The organism is Nonomuraea sp. NPDC005730 (assembly GCF_040630865.1).
GTDB lineage: Bacteria > Actinomycetota > Actinomycetes > Streptosporangiales > Streptosporangiaceae > Nonomuraea.
Genome location: NZ_JBEXYK010000008.1, coordinates 1 through 14,631, shown reverse-complemented (window position 1 = coordinate 14,631; position 14,631 = coordinate 1). Strand labels below are relative to the sequence as shown.

The following is a 14,631-nucleotide window of genomic DNA, read 5'->3' as shown; positions in this document are numbered from 1 at the left end:
CAAACGTCCGCGAATCAGGCCACCTGGACCGTCAGGGCCGGCCACCCGCTGGCGCCGTCGGGCGCGGGCGGCGCCTGCCGTTCGGTCTGGGTACGCCCCGCCGCGTCCGTCGCCCGTGCCTCGATCGTGTGCTCCCCGGGCGTGGCGTCCCAGTCGAGCGCCCACTGCCGCCAGGTGTCGGGCCCCGGCACGGCGGCCAGCCGCGCCTGCCGCCACTCGCCGCGATCGACCCGCACCTCGACGGCGTCCACCCCGGTGTGCTGGGCCCACGCCACCCCGGCGATGGTCGTGCGCCCGGCCTTCAGCGAGTCGCCCCTCTTCGGCACGTCGATGCGCGACTCCGTCTTGATCGGCCCCTTCGCGGCCCACCCGCGTGGCGTCCAGTACGCCTGATCCCGGTCGAACCGGGTCACCTTCACGTCCACCACCCACTTGGTGGCCGACACGTACCCGTACAGGCCGGGCACGACCTGGCGCACGGGGAAACCGTGCTCGAACGGGAGCGCCTCGCCGTTCATGGCGATGGCGAAGAGGGCGTCGCGGCCGTCCATCACGACGTCCACGGGCGTGCCGCAGGTGAAGCCGTCGTCGGAGGTGGACAGCAGCATGTCGGCCCCCGGCTGGAGCCCGGCACGGCGCAGCAGGTCGGCCATGCGTACGCCCAGCCAGCGGGCGTTGCCGACGTACGGGCCGCCCACCTCGTTGGAGACGCAGGTCAGGGTGATGTCGGCCTCGGTGAGCGGCAGGTTCAGCAGCTCGGCGTAGGTGATCTCGAGTGGTCTGTCCACCATGCCGTGGATGCGAAGCTTCCAGGTGCGCGGGTCCACCTGGGGGACGACGAGCGCCGTATCAACCCTATAGAAGTCCTGATTTTTCGTGATGAAGGGTGACAGGCCGGGGATGCGGAAGTCCGTACCGGCGGGAAGGGGCCGGGCGGGCGTCGCGGGCCTGGGCAGCGCCAGGTTCACCCGCGTCACGTCCAGCTCCCGCCGCCCGCCGAGCTGCCGGCCCAGCACGGCCGACGCCCCGGCCACCACGATCCCGCCCGCCACACCGGTGATCAGCCGCCGCCGGTCGAAGCCGCGCTCCCCCGCCCCGGCCCGCATCACGGCAGGCCGCTCCACGGCCCCCTCGCCGCCCGCACCGGCACCGCCGACCTCGCCGACCGTGCCCTCACCACCGACCTCGGGGACCGTACCCTCACCACCGACCTCGGAGACCGCGCCCGCGCCGCCGACCCCAGCCGCAGCCTCGTCACCGGCCTCAGGGGCCGCCTCCCCGCCGGCCTCAGGGGTCGCGACCCCGCCACCCGCCTTCGAGGGGGCCGCCGCGACCGTGCCGCGACCACCGCCCGCGCGCCGGAGCAGCCACCCCAGCGCCAGCCCCCCGCACAGAACTCCGACCACCGTGGGCAGCACGTCCGCCGCCCCCGCCCCCGGACGGGTGAGCACCGCGGCCGCCCCCACCACCCCGAACACGGCCAGCCCCGCGTACCCGTACGCGAGCCGCCGCCGTGCCAGCACCCCGATGACGGCCGCGATCCCGGCGAGCACCACGAGCACGCCCCCGATGAGGACGGTCTTGTCGTTCTCCCCGAACGTGTTGATCGCGAAGTCCTTCACCGGCGCCGGTGTCAGGTCGACGGCGGTGTCCCCCACCGCCACCACCGGAAAGGTCTCAGGACCGGCGAACCCGGCGACAAGCTGCGCGATCCCCAGCGCCAGCGCGCCCGCCGTGAGCCCCGCCAGGGCGCCGGCCCAGGCGGGCACCGTCTCGTTCTTCTGCACGGTACGACGTTACGTCGCCCACGGTCAGCAGGTTCTTACGCGGTGGTTACGAGCCGACGATGTCACGCACGATCGGCGCCAGCGCGCGGAAGGCACGGCCCCGGTGGCTGATGGCGTCCTTCTCGTCGGGAGACAGCTCGGCGGTGGTGCGGTCGTGGCCGAGCGGCACCAGGATCGGGTCGTAGCCGAAGCCGTTGGTGCCCCGCGGGGTGGTGATCAGGTGGCCGGGCAGCGTGCCCTCCACCACCCGGTGCTCCCCGGACGGCAGCGCGAGCGCGGCGGCGCAGGCGAAGTGCGCCGACAGCTTCTCGGCGGGCACGTCGGAGAGCTGGGCGAGCAGCAGGTCGAGGTTGGCCTGGTCGTCGCCGTGGCGGCCGGACCAGCGGGCCGAGAAGACGCCGGGCATGCCGTTGAGCACGTCGACACAGAGCCCGGAGTCGTCGGCCACGGCCGGCAGCCCGGAGCCCTTGGCGACGGCGTGCGCCTTGAGCAGCGCGTTCTCCTCGAAGGTGACGCCGGTCTCGGCGACCTCGCCGATCTCGGGGAACTCCTCAAGCCCGACGATCTCGAACCCGGCGAGGATGCGCCGCAGCTCCGCGATCTTGCCCGGGTTGCGGGTGGCGAGCACGATCTTCATGCGCCCAGCGCCTCCTGCTGGATCAGGGTGAGCTCCTCGCACCCGGCGGCGGCCAGGTCGAGCAGCTGGTCGAGGGCCGCGCGGTCGAAGGGCACACCCTCGGCGGTGCCCTGCACCTCGACGAAGGCGCCCTCGCCAGTCATCACGACGTTCATGTCGGTCTCGGCGGCGACGTCTTCGGTGTAGCACAGGTCGAGCATGGGAACCGAGCCGACGACCCCGACGGACACGGCCGCGACCGAGCCGATCAGCGGGTCTCCCGGGCACATCTTGCGCGCCTTCATCCAGGCGACGGCGTCGGCGAGGGCGACGTACGCGCCGGTGATCGCGGCGGTCCTGGTGCCGCCGTCGGCCTGCAGGACGTCGCAGTCGAGCAGAATGGAGTTTTCGCCCAGAGCTTTGTAATCGACGCACGCGCGAAGTGATCTTCCGATCAACCGGGAGATCTCGTGGGTGCGCCCGCCGATTTTGCCGCGGACCGATTCCCGGTCATTACGGGTATTGGTCGCCCGCGGCAGCATCGCGTATTCGGCCGTGACCCAGCCCTGCCCGCTGCCCCTGCGCCAGCGCGGCACGCTGTCCTGCACCGACGCCGCGCACAACACCCTCGTGCCACCGAACTCGACGAGGACCGAACCCTCGGCGTGCGCCAGCCACTGCCGGGTGATGGTGATGGGGCGTAGCTGGTCGGGGTTGCGGCCATCCTGTCGGGACATGCAGATCACCCTATCTCCGCGGCACGACACTCTTGACCAAATGTGTCCGACACATGGATCCTTACGCAATGACAACGGGGGTGTTGCGAAACCCTGACTTCCTCCGGTTCCTGACATCGCACGTGGGGAACGAACTGGGAGCGAATATCTCGCGCGTGGCCCTCCCCCTGGTGGCGGTCGTCACGCTGCACGCGCAGCCGGCCCAGGTGGCCCTGCTGTCCGCGCTGCAGACCGCCGCGTTCCTCGTGCTCGGCCTGCCCGCGGGGGTGTGGGTCGACCGGATGCGCCGGCGCCGCGTGATGGTGGTCTCCGACCTGGTCAGGTTCGCGCTGCTGGCGAGCATTCCGCTGGCGGCCCAACTGGGCGTGCTGTCGATCGGCATGATGTTCGCGGTCGCCTTCCTCGCGGGTGTGGCGCAGGTGTTCAACGACGTCGCCGACCAGACGTACCTGCCCAGCCTGGTGAGCGCGCGGCAGCTGCGCGACGGCAACTCCAAGCTGGAGGTGGTGCGCTCCGGCGGCTTCCTGGGCGGGCCGGGCCTCGGCGGCCTGCTGGTGCAGCTCATCGGCGCGCCGTTCACGATGCTCGCCACCGCGCTGGGCTCGCTGACGTCGGCGCTGTTCCTCAGCGCCATCAAGACCCCGGACAAGCCGCCGGCCGCGAGCGAGCCCGAGCCGTTGCTGCGCGGCATCGGCGTGGGGCTGCGCTACGTGTGGCGCGATCACCTGCTGCGCATGTTCGCCGCGTCCTCGGTGGTGGCGAACCTGACGGTCGGCGCGGTGCTCGGCCTGTCGGTGTTGTTCCTGGCCGATGAGGTGGGGCTGGCGCCCGGTCTCATCGGCGTGCTGCTCATGTCCGGCGGGTTCGGCGGCGTGGCCGCGGGCCTGCTCGGCGCGGTGCTGGCCAGGAAGGTCGGCACGGCCAGGGTCACCTGGCTCTCCCTCACCGTGCCGGCGCCCTTCGCCCTGCTGCTGCCGATGACCCAGGCCGACTGGCGGGTGGCGTTCTTCGCCGTCACCTCGATCGCGTTGTCGTGGAGCTCGGCGCTGGGCGCGGTCGGCCAGATCACCTACCGGCAGACGACGGTCCCCGAGCGGCTGCTGGGCCGGGTCAACGCCTCGTTCCGGTCGTTGACGTGGGCCTCGGTCCCGCTGGGCGCGCTGCTCGGCGGGATCGTCGCCCAGCAGTTCGGCGTGCGGACGGCCTTATGGGTGTTCATGATCGGCCGGGTCATGTCGTTCGTGCCGCTGCTGTTCTCGCCGCTGCCCTGGTTACGTGACTTCGACGACGCTCAGGCCAGGTCGTAGACCGCGCCGCTGCGCGCCAGCTCGATCGGCCCGGCGTAGCCGCCCCTCGACGCGTCCTGCAGCACTCTTGCGTTGTCGTTCCACGGCACCAGGTGGGTGAGCACGAGCTTGCCCGCGTTGGCCTTGGCCGCGTGCTCGGCCGCCTGACGGCCGGTCAGGTGCAGGTCGGGCGGCAGGTCGGGCCCCTCGACGAACGATGCCTCGCACAACATGAGGTCGGCCCCCGCGGCCAGCCTGACCAGCTCCGCCGACTCCCCGGTGTCCCCCGAGTACGCCATGCACACGTCGTCGCTGGCCACCCGGAACCCGTACGCCTCGACCGGATGGTTCACCAGGCCGGCGGTGACGACGAACGGCCCCACCTCGAACGAGCCGGGCGACAGCGGCGTGAAGTCGAAGGCGGTCTCCAGGCCGGGCTCGTCCGGCATCCCGTACGCGGCCGCGAGCCGGGCCGGGGCACCCTCGGGCGCGTAGACCGGCACGGGCGGGTACGGCGCGTCGGGCCCGTACGTGCGGGCCACGTGGTAGCCGCAGACGTCGAGGCAGTGGTCGGCGTGCAGATGGGACAGGCAGATGGCGTCCACGTCGTAGAGGCCGATATGGCGCTGGAGCGCGCCGAGCGACCCGTTGCCGAGGTCGAGCAGCATCCTGAACCCCTCGGCCTCGACGAGATAGCAGGACGCGGGGCTGTCGGGGCCGGGGTAGCTGCCCGAGCATCCGACGATGGTCACCTTCATGTGGGCCTCCCGCTAAAGGTAGTACCCCCCACTGGCGCGACTTCGACCACGTCGATCTCCGGGCCCAGGAATCGCCTGCCGAGGCGGGCGAAGAGCTGGGAGTCGCCGGTGGCGCGGAAGCGGTGCCGGGGGGTGGCCTCGCCTCCCGCCGCCAGTCCGCGGTCGTGCAGGATCCGGTAGACGTCCTTGGCCGTCTCGTCGGCGCTGGAGACCAGCGTGACACCGTCGCCGACGACGTAGGAGATCGCGCCGGTGAGCAGCGGGTAGTGGGTGCAGCCGAGGATGAGCGTGTCGCAGCCGGCCGCCCTGATCGGCTCGAGGTACTCGGCCAGGACGTCGATGAGCTCCTTGCTCATCGTCTCCCCGCGCTCGACGTACTCCACCAGGCGGGGCGCGGCCACGCCGGTGAGCCGCACGTCGGGGGCCGCGGTGAAGGCGTCGTGGTAGGCCAGCGACGTGATGGTGGCCTGGGTGGCGATCACGCCGACCCGGCCGGTGCGGGTGGCGCGCACCGCGCGCCTGGTGGCGGGCTGGATCACCTCGACGACCGGGACGTCGTAGCGTTCGCGGGCGTCGCGCAGCACGGCGGCGCTGGCGCTGTTGCACGCGATGACGAGCATCTTGACGTCCTGCTCGACGAGGTGGTCCATCACCTCAAGGGCGTAGGCGCGCAGCTCCGCGATGGGTTTCGGCCCGTACGGCTGGCGGGCCGTGTCGGCCACGTAGGTGATCGACTCGTGGGGGAGCTGGTCGATGATCGCGCGCGCGACCGTCAGGCCGCCCACCCCGCTGTCGAAGATCCCAATACTCTCGTCCGGCACGTTCTAGAGGGTAGGCGACCTGCTCGATCAACACCGCGTAAGAATGCTCACACCTGATGAAGGCGCGACTGTCGTGTTGCTCACATCAGCCCCTTCCGACCCTGGCGAGCTGGCGCGACTGGGCGACGAGCCGGCCCGCGGAGTCCCGCACCTCGACCTCCTCGTCGAACCAGCCGTCCGAAATGAGCCGGCCGCTCCCGATCAGGGTGAGCCAGCCGGGGGCGGGCAGGGCGCGCAGGTGCCAGGTGAGCTCGACGGTGGGCGCCCAGCCGCGGGCGCCGGCGGAGAACACCACGGGCGGCAGCGCGTCCACGGCCAGGGCCAGCACGTACGGGTCGGCGTCCTGCGGCTCGGCCATCCTGAAGTAGGCCCGCGACTCCGGCCTGCCCGTCGGTTCGCCGGCCAGCCAGGCGATGGTGGGCGGGTCGAAGCGCATGTCCATCTGGGCGTTGAGGGTCATGTTGCTCTCGGGCTTGGGGTCGGGCAGCTTGACGCACTCCTCGACGGACGGCATGACGACCGAGGGCGCGTCGGTGTAGACGGGGTCGGCGCCGGCCAGGGTGGCGGTGGTGATCAGGCTCTCGATCTGCGGCACGCCGTCCTGGACGAGGGTGGCCCTGGCGAACGCGGCCGTGCGGCCCGACTTCAGCGGCTCGACCCGGACCTGGGCGGGGCCGGCGACCGGCGATCTGAGGAACTGCGAGGTGGTGCTCACCGGGTGCTCGAACGGCGAGGCGTCCACGGCGGCGCGCAGGACCACGGCGATCAGGTAGCCGCCGTTGAGCGGGCCGCCGATGGAGTATCCGGGGTCGAGGCACACGTCATAGGTGGTCTCGTCGACCCTGATCGCCTGTGTGGCCTCGTCGAACTTGGTCATCCCGCCCTGCCTTCACCGTACGGAACTATATTCTAGTAGTCCCCCCACTTTACGCGGGGCTGCGGCGTTCGCACCACGCCGTTCCGATATCAGCGCGCCTACCTGCGGAAACATCACCCGGATGGGACAGTTCGATCATGGCAACTGTCACCGAACTCATCGGTCAGTCGGTGTGGGACTCCAACGGGATCTGGGTCGGTCACGTGGTCGACATCCGCGCCCACAGGCACAGGGGCGAGATCCAGCAGAGCCAGACGGTCTACGGGCTGGTCGTCTCGGGGCGGCGGGCGCCCGTCCTGCTCGGGCTCACCCGTGACCGTCAGGGCCGCTCGCCCTGGCTGTCCAGGACGCTGGCGCGGACGGTGTACGCCGGGTGCACGTTCGTGCCCTGGGCCTGCGTGACGGACTGGACAGACGGCGAAGTCCACCTCGATGTGCTGAAAAAAGAGCTGAACCGGGCCTGAATCCCGACTTCAGCACATTGCAAGCGGCCATCTAGCAACATCAGCTACCTTCACTGTGGTCAAAAGTCCACATTGTGAGTTGAGTGATGTCTGCGAATAATCCCCCACCTGGCCAGGATCCTGAGCGCACCACGGCGTACCGAGGAGGCTGGGACCAGCCGCAGGAGCCGCAGCAGCAGCCGTACCAGCAGCCCTATGGTCAGCAGGCCCCTCAGCCGGGGCAGGGGGCTTCGTACGGGCAGCCGGCTTACAACCCCCAATCCGCCTACGGCCAGCAGCCCGCCTACGGCGCCCCGTACGGCGGCCAGGCGCAGCAGGGCCATCAACAGCAACAACAGCAAACCTGGCCGCAACAGGACCAGCACGCGCAGCACCAGGGTTGGCAGCAGCAGGACCCGTACGCCCAGCAGCCCCGTGACCCGTACGCCCAGCAGCCCCAGCAGGGTTGGCAGCAGCAGGACCAGTACGCGCAGCAAGGTTGGCAGCAGCAGGGCCCCGACGGCTTCGGCCCGCCCCAGCCGGCGAAGAAGGGCGGCCGCAAGGGCTGGCTGATCGCCGGCGCGGCGGCGCTCGCGGTGGTGCTGCTCGGCGGCGGCGCGGTATGGGCCGTGGGCGCGATCGGCGGCGGCGGCACGCAGCCGAACGAGGTCCTGCCCGCCAACGCGATCGCCTACGCCCGCCTCGACCTCGACCCGGCCGCGAACCAGAAGCTGGCGCTGTTCCAGCTCGCCAGGAAGTTCACGGTCACCAAGGGCTCCTTCACCGGCGAGGACCCGCGCCAGGCCCTGTTCAACCTGGTCAACGAGACCGGCGAGAAGAAGGTCGACTTCGCCAAGGACGTGGACCCGTGGCTGGGCAGCAGGGTCGGCTTCGCCGCCGTGCCCTCCGGCAAGTCCGAGCCCGACTTCGCGGTGGCCGTGCAGGTCAAGGACCAGGCGCAGGCCAAGGCGGGCATCGCCAAGCTCATGGACGGCGACAAGTACGGCATCGCCTTCCGCGACGACTACGCGCTGCTGTCCTCGACCCAGGCGCTGGCCGACAAGTACGCGAAGGGCGAGGCCACGCTCGCCGACAACAGCGAGTTCAACGACGACATGGGCGACGTCGGCGAGCAGGGCGTGTTGTCGTTCTGGGCGGACATGGGCGCGCTGGCCAAGCTCACCCCCATCCCCGCCGAGCAGGCCGCGAGCATCGAGCCCATCAAGGACGCCCGGTTCGCCGGCGCGCTGCGCTTCGACAGCGCCTACGTCGAGCTGGCCGGCCTGGTCAGGGGCGCCAAGGGCGTGACCTCGGACGACCTCCAGCCCGCCGCCCTGGGCACGCTGCCCGCCGGCACCGCGGGAGCCCTGTCGGTCTCCGGCCTGGACCAGATGATCACCAGCCAGTGGGCCCAGATCCAGAAGTCGGCCGCGGCCGGCGGCGGCGCCGAGGTCCGGCAGCTCCTCGACCAGGCCAAGACCAAGTTCGGCCTCGACCTGCCCGGCGACCTGGCCACGGTGCTCGGCAAGAACTTCACGGTCGCGGTGGACAGCCAGGGCCTGGACGGCGACCAGATCAAGGCGGGCGTCCGCGTGGTCACCGATCCGGCCAAGGCCCAGGCGGTCGTCGGCAAGATCGAGAAGGCGCTGGCGGCCAGTGGGCAGCCCGCTCCGCAGCTCGCCAAGGTGCCCGGTGACGGCGTCTTCACGGCGGCGACCAGCGAGGAGTACGCCAAGAAGCTGGCCGAGGAAGGCACGCTGGGCGACTCCGAGACGTTCCAGACCGCCATCCCCAATGCCGGCGAGGCGACCTTCGCGCTCTTCGTGGACCTCGACAAGGTCGAGCACCTGTACCTGCAGAGCATGGAGGGCGACGACAAGGCCAACGCGCAGGTCCTGCGGGCCGTCGGGCTGAGCGGCAAGCAGAGCGCCACCGAGGCGGACTTCTCGCTGCGGGTCCTGTTCAACTGACCATGGAAGAAGGGGCGGCCGGACCGGCCGCCCCCCTCTTCATGTCGTCAGGCCCAGAGCTGCCCTTCCAGGCGCTCCTCCGCCTCCTCCAGGGTGCCGTCGTAGGCGCCCGTGGACAGGTATTTCCAGCCGCCGTCGGCCACCACGAAGACGACGTCGGCCCGCTCGCCCGCCTTGACGGCCTTCCCTGCCACGCCCAGCGCGGCGTGCAGCGCGGCGCCGGTCGAGACGCCCGCGAAGATGCCCTCGGCGGCCAGCAGCTCGCGGGTGCGCCGCAGCGCGTCGGCCGAGCCGACGGAGAAGCGGGTGGTCAGCACGGACTCGTCGTACAGCTCGGGGATGAAGCCCTCGTCGACGTTGCGCAGGCCGTAGACCAGCTCGCCGTAGCGCGGCTCGGCGGCGACGATCTGCACGCCGGGCACCCGTTCCCGCAGGAACCGGCCGACGCCCATGAGCGTGCCGGTCGTGCCGAGCCCGGCCACGAAGTGGGTGACCGTGGGCAGGTCGGCCAGGATCTCCGGGCCGGTGGTCTCGTAGTGGGAGCGCCAGTTGGCCGGGTTTCCGTACTGGTAGAGCATCACCCAGGACGGGTTCTCCGCGGCCAGGCCCTTGGCCACGCGGACGGCCTCGTTGGAGCCGCCCGCGGCGGGCGAGGAGATGATCTCCGCGCCCCACATGCGCAGGAGCTGGCGGCGCTCCTCGGAGGTGTTCTCCGGCATCACGCAGATCAGCCGGTAGCCCTTGAGCTTGGCCGACATCGCGAGCGAGATGCCGGTGTTGCCGCTGGTGGGCTCCAGGATCGTGCAGCCGGGCGTGAGCAGGCCGTCCTTCTCGGCCTGCTCGATCATCCACAGCGCCGGCCGGTCCTTGATCGACCCGGTCGGGTTACGGTCTTCGAGCTTGGCCCAGACGCGCACCTCGGGCGAGGGCGACAGCCGGGGCAGCCCGACGAGCGGCGTGCGCCCGACCGAGTCGATCAGCGAGTCGAACCGCATGTCACCCGCCGGCGACGGCGGGCAGCACGGTCACCGTGTCGCCGTCGGACACCGGGGTGCCGAGGCCGCCGAGGAAACGCACGTCTTCGTCGTTGAGGTAGACGTTGACGAAGCGGCGCAGGCTGCCCTGGTCGACCAGGCGGTCCTTGATGCCGGGGTGGCGCGACTCAAGGTTGCTGATCAGCTCGTCGAGGGTGGCGCCCTCGGCGTCGACGGCCTTGGCGCCGTCGGTGTAGTTGCGCAGGATGGTGGGAATGCGAACCTCGATGGCCATCGCGGTCATTCTCCTCTTATCTGGTCGTCGTCCCATCGGCGGCAACGCCGATGGCTTGGTACGGATTCCAGATCAGCGACAGTCGTAGACGACGACGGCCGGGGTGTGCGCGAAGAGGTAGCTCTGCACCGGCCGGACCATCATGGGAGGAATCTTACCTCTTCCTCCTCGATCACTCCGTCGAGGATCCGGTAGGAGCGGAACTCGACCTCGTTCTCGTCCCTGGTCGAGACCAGGACGTAGTGGGCCTGCGGCTCGGAGGCGTAGGACACGTCGGTGCGCGACGGGTACGCCTCGGTGGCGGTGTGGGAGTGGTAGATCACGACGGGCTCCTCGTCGCGGTCGTCCATCTCCCGCCAGACGCGCAGTTGCTCCATGGAGTCGAACCGGTAGAAGGTGGGCGAACGCTCGGCGTTCTCCATCGGGACGAACCGCTCGGGCACACCGTTGCGGCCCGCGATCACCCCGCACGCCTCGTCGGGATGGTCGGCCCGCGCGTGCGCGACGATCTTGTCCACCAGTTCCTGCGAGATCGTGAGCATGCCCGGAAGCTACCAGAGGGCGCGGACCAGGCTGTCTTGAAGGTAGGTCAGCCAGTCGTAGGTGACGTAGGCCGGGTAGCGGGGGTCGTCCTCGGACATCATGGCGATCTCGTCGTGGATCTCCTCGGTCACGTCGAGCTTGGTGCCGAGCGTCAGGCGGACGTCGTTGAGCGAACGCAGCCACGCCTGGGCCTGCTCCGGCGTCAGCTCGGCGCCGCCCGGACGCGCGGTGTCCAGGACGGTCTGGGCGTCGGCGCGCTTGCCGTCGCGCAACGTGGCCTCGGTGTAGCGGCGGAACTCCGAGGCCTCCTGCTCGTCCTCGTACGCCGAGGGGAACAGCCGGGCCAGCACCGGATCGGTGGGCGCCTGGGCCGCCCCGATGCCGAGCGCCCGCTCCAGCGGATCGTCGCTCGTCTCCCCCGGCGTGACCAGGCCGAGCAGCATCGAGACGAGCGAGCGCAACAGCGAGACCTCCGCGGCCTCGAACTGCGCGATGACCGAACCGTTCCGCCCGGCCGAGAACCCCGAACTCACCGCCGCCGCCTCACTTGACCGAATCCGGCTGGACCGTCGCCCACAGGCCGTAGGAGTGGAGAATCTGCACATCGCGTTCCATCTCTTCGCGCGTGCCACTGGACACGACCGCCTTGCCCTTTTGGTGGACGTCCAGCATCAGTTTTTCCGCCTTCTCCTTGGTGTAGCCGAAGACGGTTTGGAAGACATAGGTCACGTAGGACATGAGGTTGACCGGGTCGTTCCAGACGATGGTCACCCATGGCAGATCGGGCCGGACGTCCGATGACGGACGCTCGACGGTGATTGGAGCGGTGCTACCCACATCCCCGAGTCTGCCCTATCTGGGTCGTAGTCTTCGAGTCGTGAGAATGACCATGAGCACTGCGTTGCTCACAGATCACTATGAGCTGACGATGCTCCAGGCGGCGCTGCGCAGCGGCGCGGCGCACCGGCGCGCGGTCTTCGAGGTGTTCGCCAGACACCTGCCGGGCGGCCGCCGGTACGGGGTCGTGGCCGGCACCGGACGCATCCTGGACGAGCTCGAACGCTTCCGTTTCGGTGATGAAGAACTCACCTTTCTCCGCGAGCAGGAGGTGGTCGACGAATCGACTCTGGCGTTTCTCGCCGATTACCGGTTTTCCGGGAACGTCTACGGCTACCGCGAGGGCGACCTCTACTTCCCCGCCTCCCCGATCATGATCGTCGAGGGCACCTTCGCCGAGGCCGTGCTGCTGGAGACGCTGACGCTGTCGATACTCAACCACGACTGCGCCATCGCCTCGGCCGCCTCCCGCATGACCAACGCCGCCGGCAAGCGCCCGCTCATCGAGATGGGCTCGCGCCGCACGCACGAGTACGCCGCCGTCGCCGCCGCCCGCGCCGCCTACATCTCCGGGTTCGCCTCAACCTCCAACCTCATGGCCGGCCACGTGTACGGCGTCCCCACGGCGGGCACGGCCGCGCACGCGTTCACCCTGCTGCACGACTCCGAGCGGGACGCGTTCGAGGCCCAGATCGCCTCCCTCGGCGTGGGCACGACGCTGCTGGTGGACACCTACGACGTGGAGCAGGCGGTGCGCACGGCGGTCGAGCTGGCCGGCAACAAGCTGGGCGCGGTCCGCATCGACTCCGGCGACCTGGCCGCCGCCGCGCAGGAGGTGCGCGAGCTGCTCGACTCGCTCGGCGCCTTCGACACCCGCATCGTGGTCACCTCCGACCTCGACGAGTACGCCATCGCCGCGCTCGCCGCCGCCCCGGTGGACGGCTACGGCGTGGGCACCTCCCTGGTGACCGGGTCCGGCGTCCCCACGGCGGCCCTGGTGTACAAGCTGGTGGCGCGGGAGACGGGGGCGGGCCGGCTGGAGGCCGTGGCCAAGCGGTCGGTGGGCAAGCCGTCGCGCGGCGGGCGCAAGGAGGCGTACCGGCTGCTCGACGCCGGCGGGCACGTCGAGACCGAGCTGATCACGACCGGCGGCGTCGTCCCCGACGGCGGCATTCCCCTGCTGCACGAGCTGGTGCGCGACGGCGAGGTCGTCGGCCGGGAGCCCCTCTCCGCCGCCCGGGACCGCCACGCGGCGGCCGTCGCGCTGCTCCCCCAGGAGGCGCTGCACCTCGGGAGGGGGTACGCGGCGATCCCCACGGAGTTCGTCTGACGTATCGTGCTCTTATGGGCACCGCGTTGATCATCGTAGATGTGCAGAACGACTTCTGCGAGGGTGGCAGCCTGGCCGTGGCAGGCGGCTCTGAGGTGGCCGCGGCGATCACCCGCCATCTGAGCGAGCACGGCTACGACCACGTCGTGGCCACCCGTGACCACCACGTCGACCCCGGCACCCACTTCTCGGACACCCCCGACTACGTCACGTCCTGGCCCGCCCACTGCGTGGCCGGCTCCCCCGGCGCCGACTTCCATCCCTCCTTCGACGTGTCGGAGGTGGAGGAGGTCTTCAGCAAGGGCTCCCACGCGGCGGCCTACAGCGGCTTCGAGGGCGCCTCGGGCGACGGCGCGCCGCTGGCCGACTGGCTGCGCGAGCGCGGGGTGACCGAGGTCGACGTGGTGGGCATCGCCACCGACCACTGCGTGCGCGCGACCGCGCTCGACGCGGCGGCCAACGGGCTGGCCGTGCGCGTGCTGCTCGACCTCACCGCGGGCGTCTCCCCGGCGACCACGCAGTCGGCCATGGCCCAGATGGAGGCCGCGGGCGTGACGCTGGAGGGCACGCCCAAGGAGGGCTGACCGGCCCCGCCCGGGACGACCCGGGAGTGCGCCACGGCCGTCCGTGATCACGGACGGTACGCAGTGCGCAACCCTGCGGTCATGTGATATTCAAGGATGACCTAACCTCTCCGCAGTCGAAGTAGTACGTAGAGTCATATCTCTTCATCCTGTGCGAGGTTCCTCATGCTTGCCATCTCCCTGGGCGTGGCCTGGCTGCTGCTCGCCCCTCTCGCCCTCTGGGTGCTCGTCAAGGGCCGTCCGGGGGCGCGGGTGGGGGCCGTCGTGACGCTGGCGCTGCTGGAGGCCGCGACGGTCGCCATGGGTGACGTGCCCGCCGGTCGCGGTCCCGCCGTCGTGGCCCACGACATGCCGCCGGCGCCCGCGCTGCCCGCCTGTGACGAGCGCACGCCGATCCCCCAGTGGGCCAAGGTCGGCCGGCAGCTCGTGCTGTCGTGGTCGGCCGCGCCCCGTGAGTGCGCGACGGCCAAGGTGATCGCCCGTCCCGAGGGGCGCCGGCTGCTGGTGTGGGTGCACGAGGGCCCGCTGAGCGGCGACCATCAGGGCGTACGCACCCTGCCCGTCCGCGTCAAGGACGGCCGGGCCGCGCTGACCGTCCCGCTGCCGGGCGACGAGCGCTACATCCCGGTGGACGGCCGCTCCGGGAAGAGGATCCCGGCCCCCGCCGGCCTCTAGAGCCAACGCCGTTCAGTTAGCGTCCGGGCGGTGGTGTCAAGGGCTGGCCGGGATCATGTTGATGCTGATGGCAGCCTTGTAGGTGGTCCGGTCGATTA

At 70.8% G+C, this 14,631-nt stretch carries 17 protein-coding genes; 6 read left to right on the top strand and 11 right to left on the bottom strand.

Features of this window, described 5'->3' with window-relative positions; all coding sequences use genetic code 11:
* Positions 1-14 precede the first annotated feature (14 nt).
* From ABZ444_RS13230 to rph, 3 genes are read right to left on the bottom strand one after another with little or no spacing between them, the layout of a single operon-like run.
* A complete protein-coding gene (locus tag ABZ444_RS13230) occupies positions 15-1,787 on the bottom strand; it encodes a molybdopterin-dependent oxidoreductase (protein WP_357995281.1) in 1,773 nt (590 codons plus the stop codon).
* Between the two features lie 46 nt (positions 1,788-1,833).
* Positions 1,834-2,424 (bottom strand): RdgB/HAM1 family non-canonical purine NTP pyrophosphatase, encoded by a 591-nt coding sequence (rdgB, locus tag ABZ444_RS13225; RefSeq protein ID WP_352326185.1) that lies wholly within the window; start codon positions 2,422-2,424, stop codon positions 1,834-1,836.
* Positions 2,421-3,140, bottom strand: coding sequence for a ribonuclease PH (rph, locus tag ABZ444_RS13220; protein WP_357995279.1), 720 nt, complete (start codon positions 3,138-3,140; stop codon positions 2,421-2,423). Before rph ends, rdgB begins: the two co-directional genes overlap by 4 nt.
* A gap of 53 nt (positions 3,141-3,193) precedes the next feature.
* Here rph and ABZ444_RS13215 point away from each other — a divergent pair, with 53 nt between their 5' ends.
* Positions 3,194-4,447, top strand: coding sequence for an MFS transporter (locus tag ABZ444_RS13215; RefSeq protein WP_357995277.1), 1,254 nt, complete (start codon positions 3,194-3,196; stop codon positions 4,445-4,447).
* Here ABZ444_RS13215 and ABZ444_RS13210 read toward each other — a convergent pair.
* The 3 genes from ABZ444_RS13210 to ABZ444_RS13200 all read right to left on the bottom strand — a co-directional run bounded on the left by ABZ444_RS13210 (position 4,432) and on the right by ABZ444_RS13200 (position 6,882).
* Complete coding sequence (locus ABZ444_RS13210) at positions 4,432-5,184, bottom strand: MBL fold metallo-hydrolase (protein WP_357995275.1); 753 nt, start codon at positions 5,182-5,184, stop codon at positions 4,432-4,434. The two genes, ABZ444_RS13215 and ABZ444_RS13210, sit on opposite strands and share 16 nt — an antisense overlap.
* Entirely contained in the window at positions 5,181-6,005 is an 825-nt protein-coding gene (murI, locus tag ABZ444_RS13205) for a glutamate racemase (protein ID WP_357995273.1), read from the bottom strand. The genes ABZ444_RS13210 and murI overlap by 4 nt, the downstream gene beginning before the upstream one ends.
* A gap of 85 nt (positions 6,006-6,090) precedes the next feature.
* Positions 6,091-6,882, bottom strand: coding sequence for a thioesterase family protein (locus ABZ444_RS13200; RefSeq protein ID WP_357995271.1), 792 nt, complete (start codon positions 6,880-6,882; stop codon positions 6,091-6,093).
* Between the two features lie 137 nt (positions 6,883-7,019).
* Between ABZ444_RS13200 and ABZ444_RS13195 the strand changes: the two genes are divergently transcribed.
* Together ABZ444_RS13195 and ABZ444_RS13190 are read left to right on the top strand one after the other, a co-directional pair.
* On the top strand, positions 7,020-7,346 hold the full coding sequence (locus ABZ444_RS13195; RefSeq protein ID WP_357995269.1) for a hypothetical protein: 327 nt from the start codon (positions 7,020-7,022) through the stop codon (positions 7,344-7,346).
* An 86-nt stretch (positions 7,347-7,432) separates the two neighbouring features.
* Positions 7,433-9,295 (top strand): DUF3352 domain-containing protein, encoded by a 1,863-nt coding sequence (locus ABZ444_RS13190; protein ID WP_357995267.1) that lies wholly within the window; start codon positions 7,433-7,435, stop codon positions 9,293-9,295.
* Between the two features lie 47 nt (positions 9,296-9,342).
* Here ABZ444_RS13190 and ABZ444_RS13185 read toward each other — a convergent pair whose 3' ends face one another.
* The 5 genes from ABZ444_RS13185 to clpS form a co-directional block, all read right to left on the bottom strand.
* On the bottom strand, positions 9,343-10,290 hold the full coding sequence (locus ABZ444_RS13185; protein ID WP_357971112.1) for a cysteine synthase: 948 nt from the start codon (positions 10,288-10,290) through the stop codon (positions 9,343-9,345).
* 1 nt (position 10,291) lies between these two features.
* On the bottom strand, positions 10,292-10,564 hold the full coding sequence (locus tag ABZ444_RS13180) for a MoaD/ThiS family protein (protein ID WP_352327705.1): 273 nt from the start codon (positions 10,562-10,564) through the stop codon (positions 10,292-10,294).
* 140 nt (positions 10,565-10,704) lie between these two features.
* Positions 10,705-11,106 (bottom strand): M67 family metallopeptidase, encoded by a 402-nt coding sequence (locus ABZ444_RS13175; RefSeq protein ID WP_357995265.1) that lies wholly within the window; start codon positions 11,104-11,106, stop codon positions 10,705-10,707.
* A 9-nt stretch (positions 11,107-11,115) separates the two neighbouring features.
* Positions 11,116-11,640 carry a DUF2017 domain-containing protein gene (locus ABZ444_RS13170; RefSeq protein WP_357971110.1) on the bottom strand — a complete coding sequence of 175 codons (525 nt, stop codon included), beginning with the start codon at positions 11,638-11,640 and terminating at the stop codon, positions 11,116-11,118.
* A gap of 10 nt (positions 11,641-11,650) precedes the next feature.
* Positions 11,651-11,944 (bottom strand): ATP-dependent Clp protease adapter ClpS, encoded by a 294-nt coding sequence (gene clpS / locus ABZ444_RS13165; protein WP_352350112.1) that lies wholly within the window; start codon positions 11,942-11,944, stop codon positions 11,651-11,653.
* Between the two features lie 46 nt (positions 11,945-11,990).
* Here clpS and ABZ444_RS13160 point away from each other — a divergent pair, with 46 nt between their 5' ends.
* From ABZ444_RS13160 to ABZ444_RS13150, 3 genes are all read left to right on the top strand, one after another.
* Positions 11,991-13,274, top strand: coding sequence for a nicotinate phosphoribosyltransferase (locus ABZ444_RS13160; RefSeq protein ID WP_357995263.1), 1,284 nt, complete (start codon positions 11,991-11,993; stop codon positions 13,272-13,274).
* A gap of 14 nt (positions 13,275-13,288) precedes the next feature.
* Positions 13,289-13,858, top strand: coding sequence for a nicotinamidase (locus tag ABZ444_RS13155; RefSeq protein WP_357995261.1), 570 nt, complete (start codon positions 13,289-13,291; stop codon positions 13,856-13,858).
* A gap of 165 nt (positions 13,859-14,023) precedes the next feature.
* On the top strand, positions 14,024-14,533 hold the full coding sequence (locus tag ABZ444_RS13150; protein ID WP_357995259.1) for a hypothetical protein: 510 nt from the start codon (positions 14,024-14,026) through the stop codon (positions 14,531-14,533).
* Positions 14,534-14,631 lie beyond the last annotated feature (98 nt).

Excerpts from the sequence above, each read along its gene's own strand:
- rdgB (WP_352326185.1), bottom strand. The coding sequence starts at position 2,424 with ATGAAGATCGTGCTCGCCACCCGCAACCCGGGCAAGATCGCGGAGCTG.
- rph (WP_357995279.1), bottom strand. The coding sequence starts at position 3,140 with ATGTCCCGACAGGATGGCCGCAACCCCGACCAGCTACGCCCCATCACC.
- ABZ444_RS13215 (WP_357995277.1), top strand. The coding sequence starts at position 3,194 with ATGGATCCTTACGCAATGACAACGGGGGTGTTGCGAAACCCTGACTTC.
- ABZ444_RS13210 (WP_357995275.1), bottom strand. The coding sequence starts at position 5,184 with ATGAAGGTGACCATCGTCGGATGCTCGGGCAGCTACCCCGGCCCCGAC.
- ABZ444_RS13200 (WP_357995271.1), bottom strand. The coding sequence starts at position 6,882 with ATGACCAAGTTCGACGAGGCCACACAGGCGATCAGGGTCGACGAGACC.
- ABZ444_RS13195 (WP_357995269.1), top strand. The coding sequence starts at position 7,020 with ATGGCAACTGTCACCGAACTCATCGGTCAGTCGGTGTGGGACTCCAAC.
- ABZ444_RS13190 (WP_357995267.1), top strand. The coding sequence starts at position 7,433 with ATGTCTGCGAATAATCCCCCACCTGGCCAGGATCCTGAGCGCACCACG.
- ABZ444_RS13185 (WP_357971112.1), bottom strand. The coding sequence starts at position 10,290 with ATGCGGTTCGACTCGCTGATCGACTCGGTCGGGCGCACGCCGCTCGTC.
- ABZ444_RS13180 (WP_352327705.1), bottom strand. The coding sequence starts at position 10,564 with ATGGCCATCGAGGTTCGCATTCCCACCATCCTGCGCAACTACACCGAC.
- ABZ444_RS13175 (WP_357995265.1), bottom strand. The coding sequence starts at position 11,106 with ATGCTCACGATCTCGCAGGAACTGGTGGACAAGATCGTCGCGCACGCG.
- ABZ444_RS13160 (WP_357995263.1), top strand. The coding sequence starts at position 11,991 with ATGACCATGAGCACTGCGTTGCTCACAGATCACTATGAGCTGACGATG.
- ABZ444_RS13155 (WP_357995261.1), top strand. The coding sequence starts at position 13,289 with ATGGGCACCGCGTTGATCATCGTAGATGTGCAGAACGACTTCTGCGAG.
- ABZ444_RS13150 (WP_357995259.1), top strand. The coding sequence starts at position 14,024 with ATGCTTGCCATCTCCCTGGGCGTGGCCTGGCTGCTGCTCGCCCCTCTC.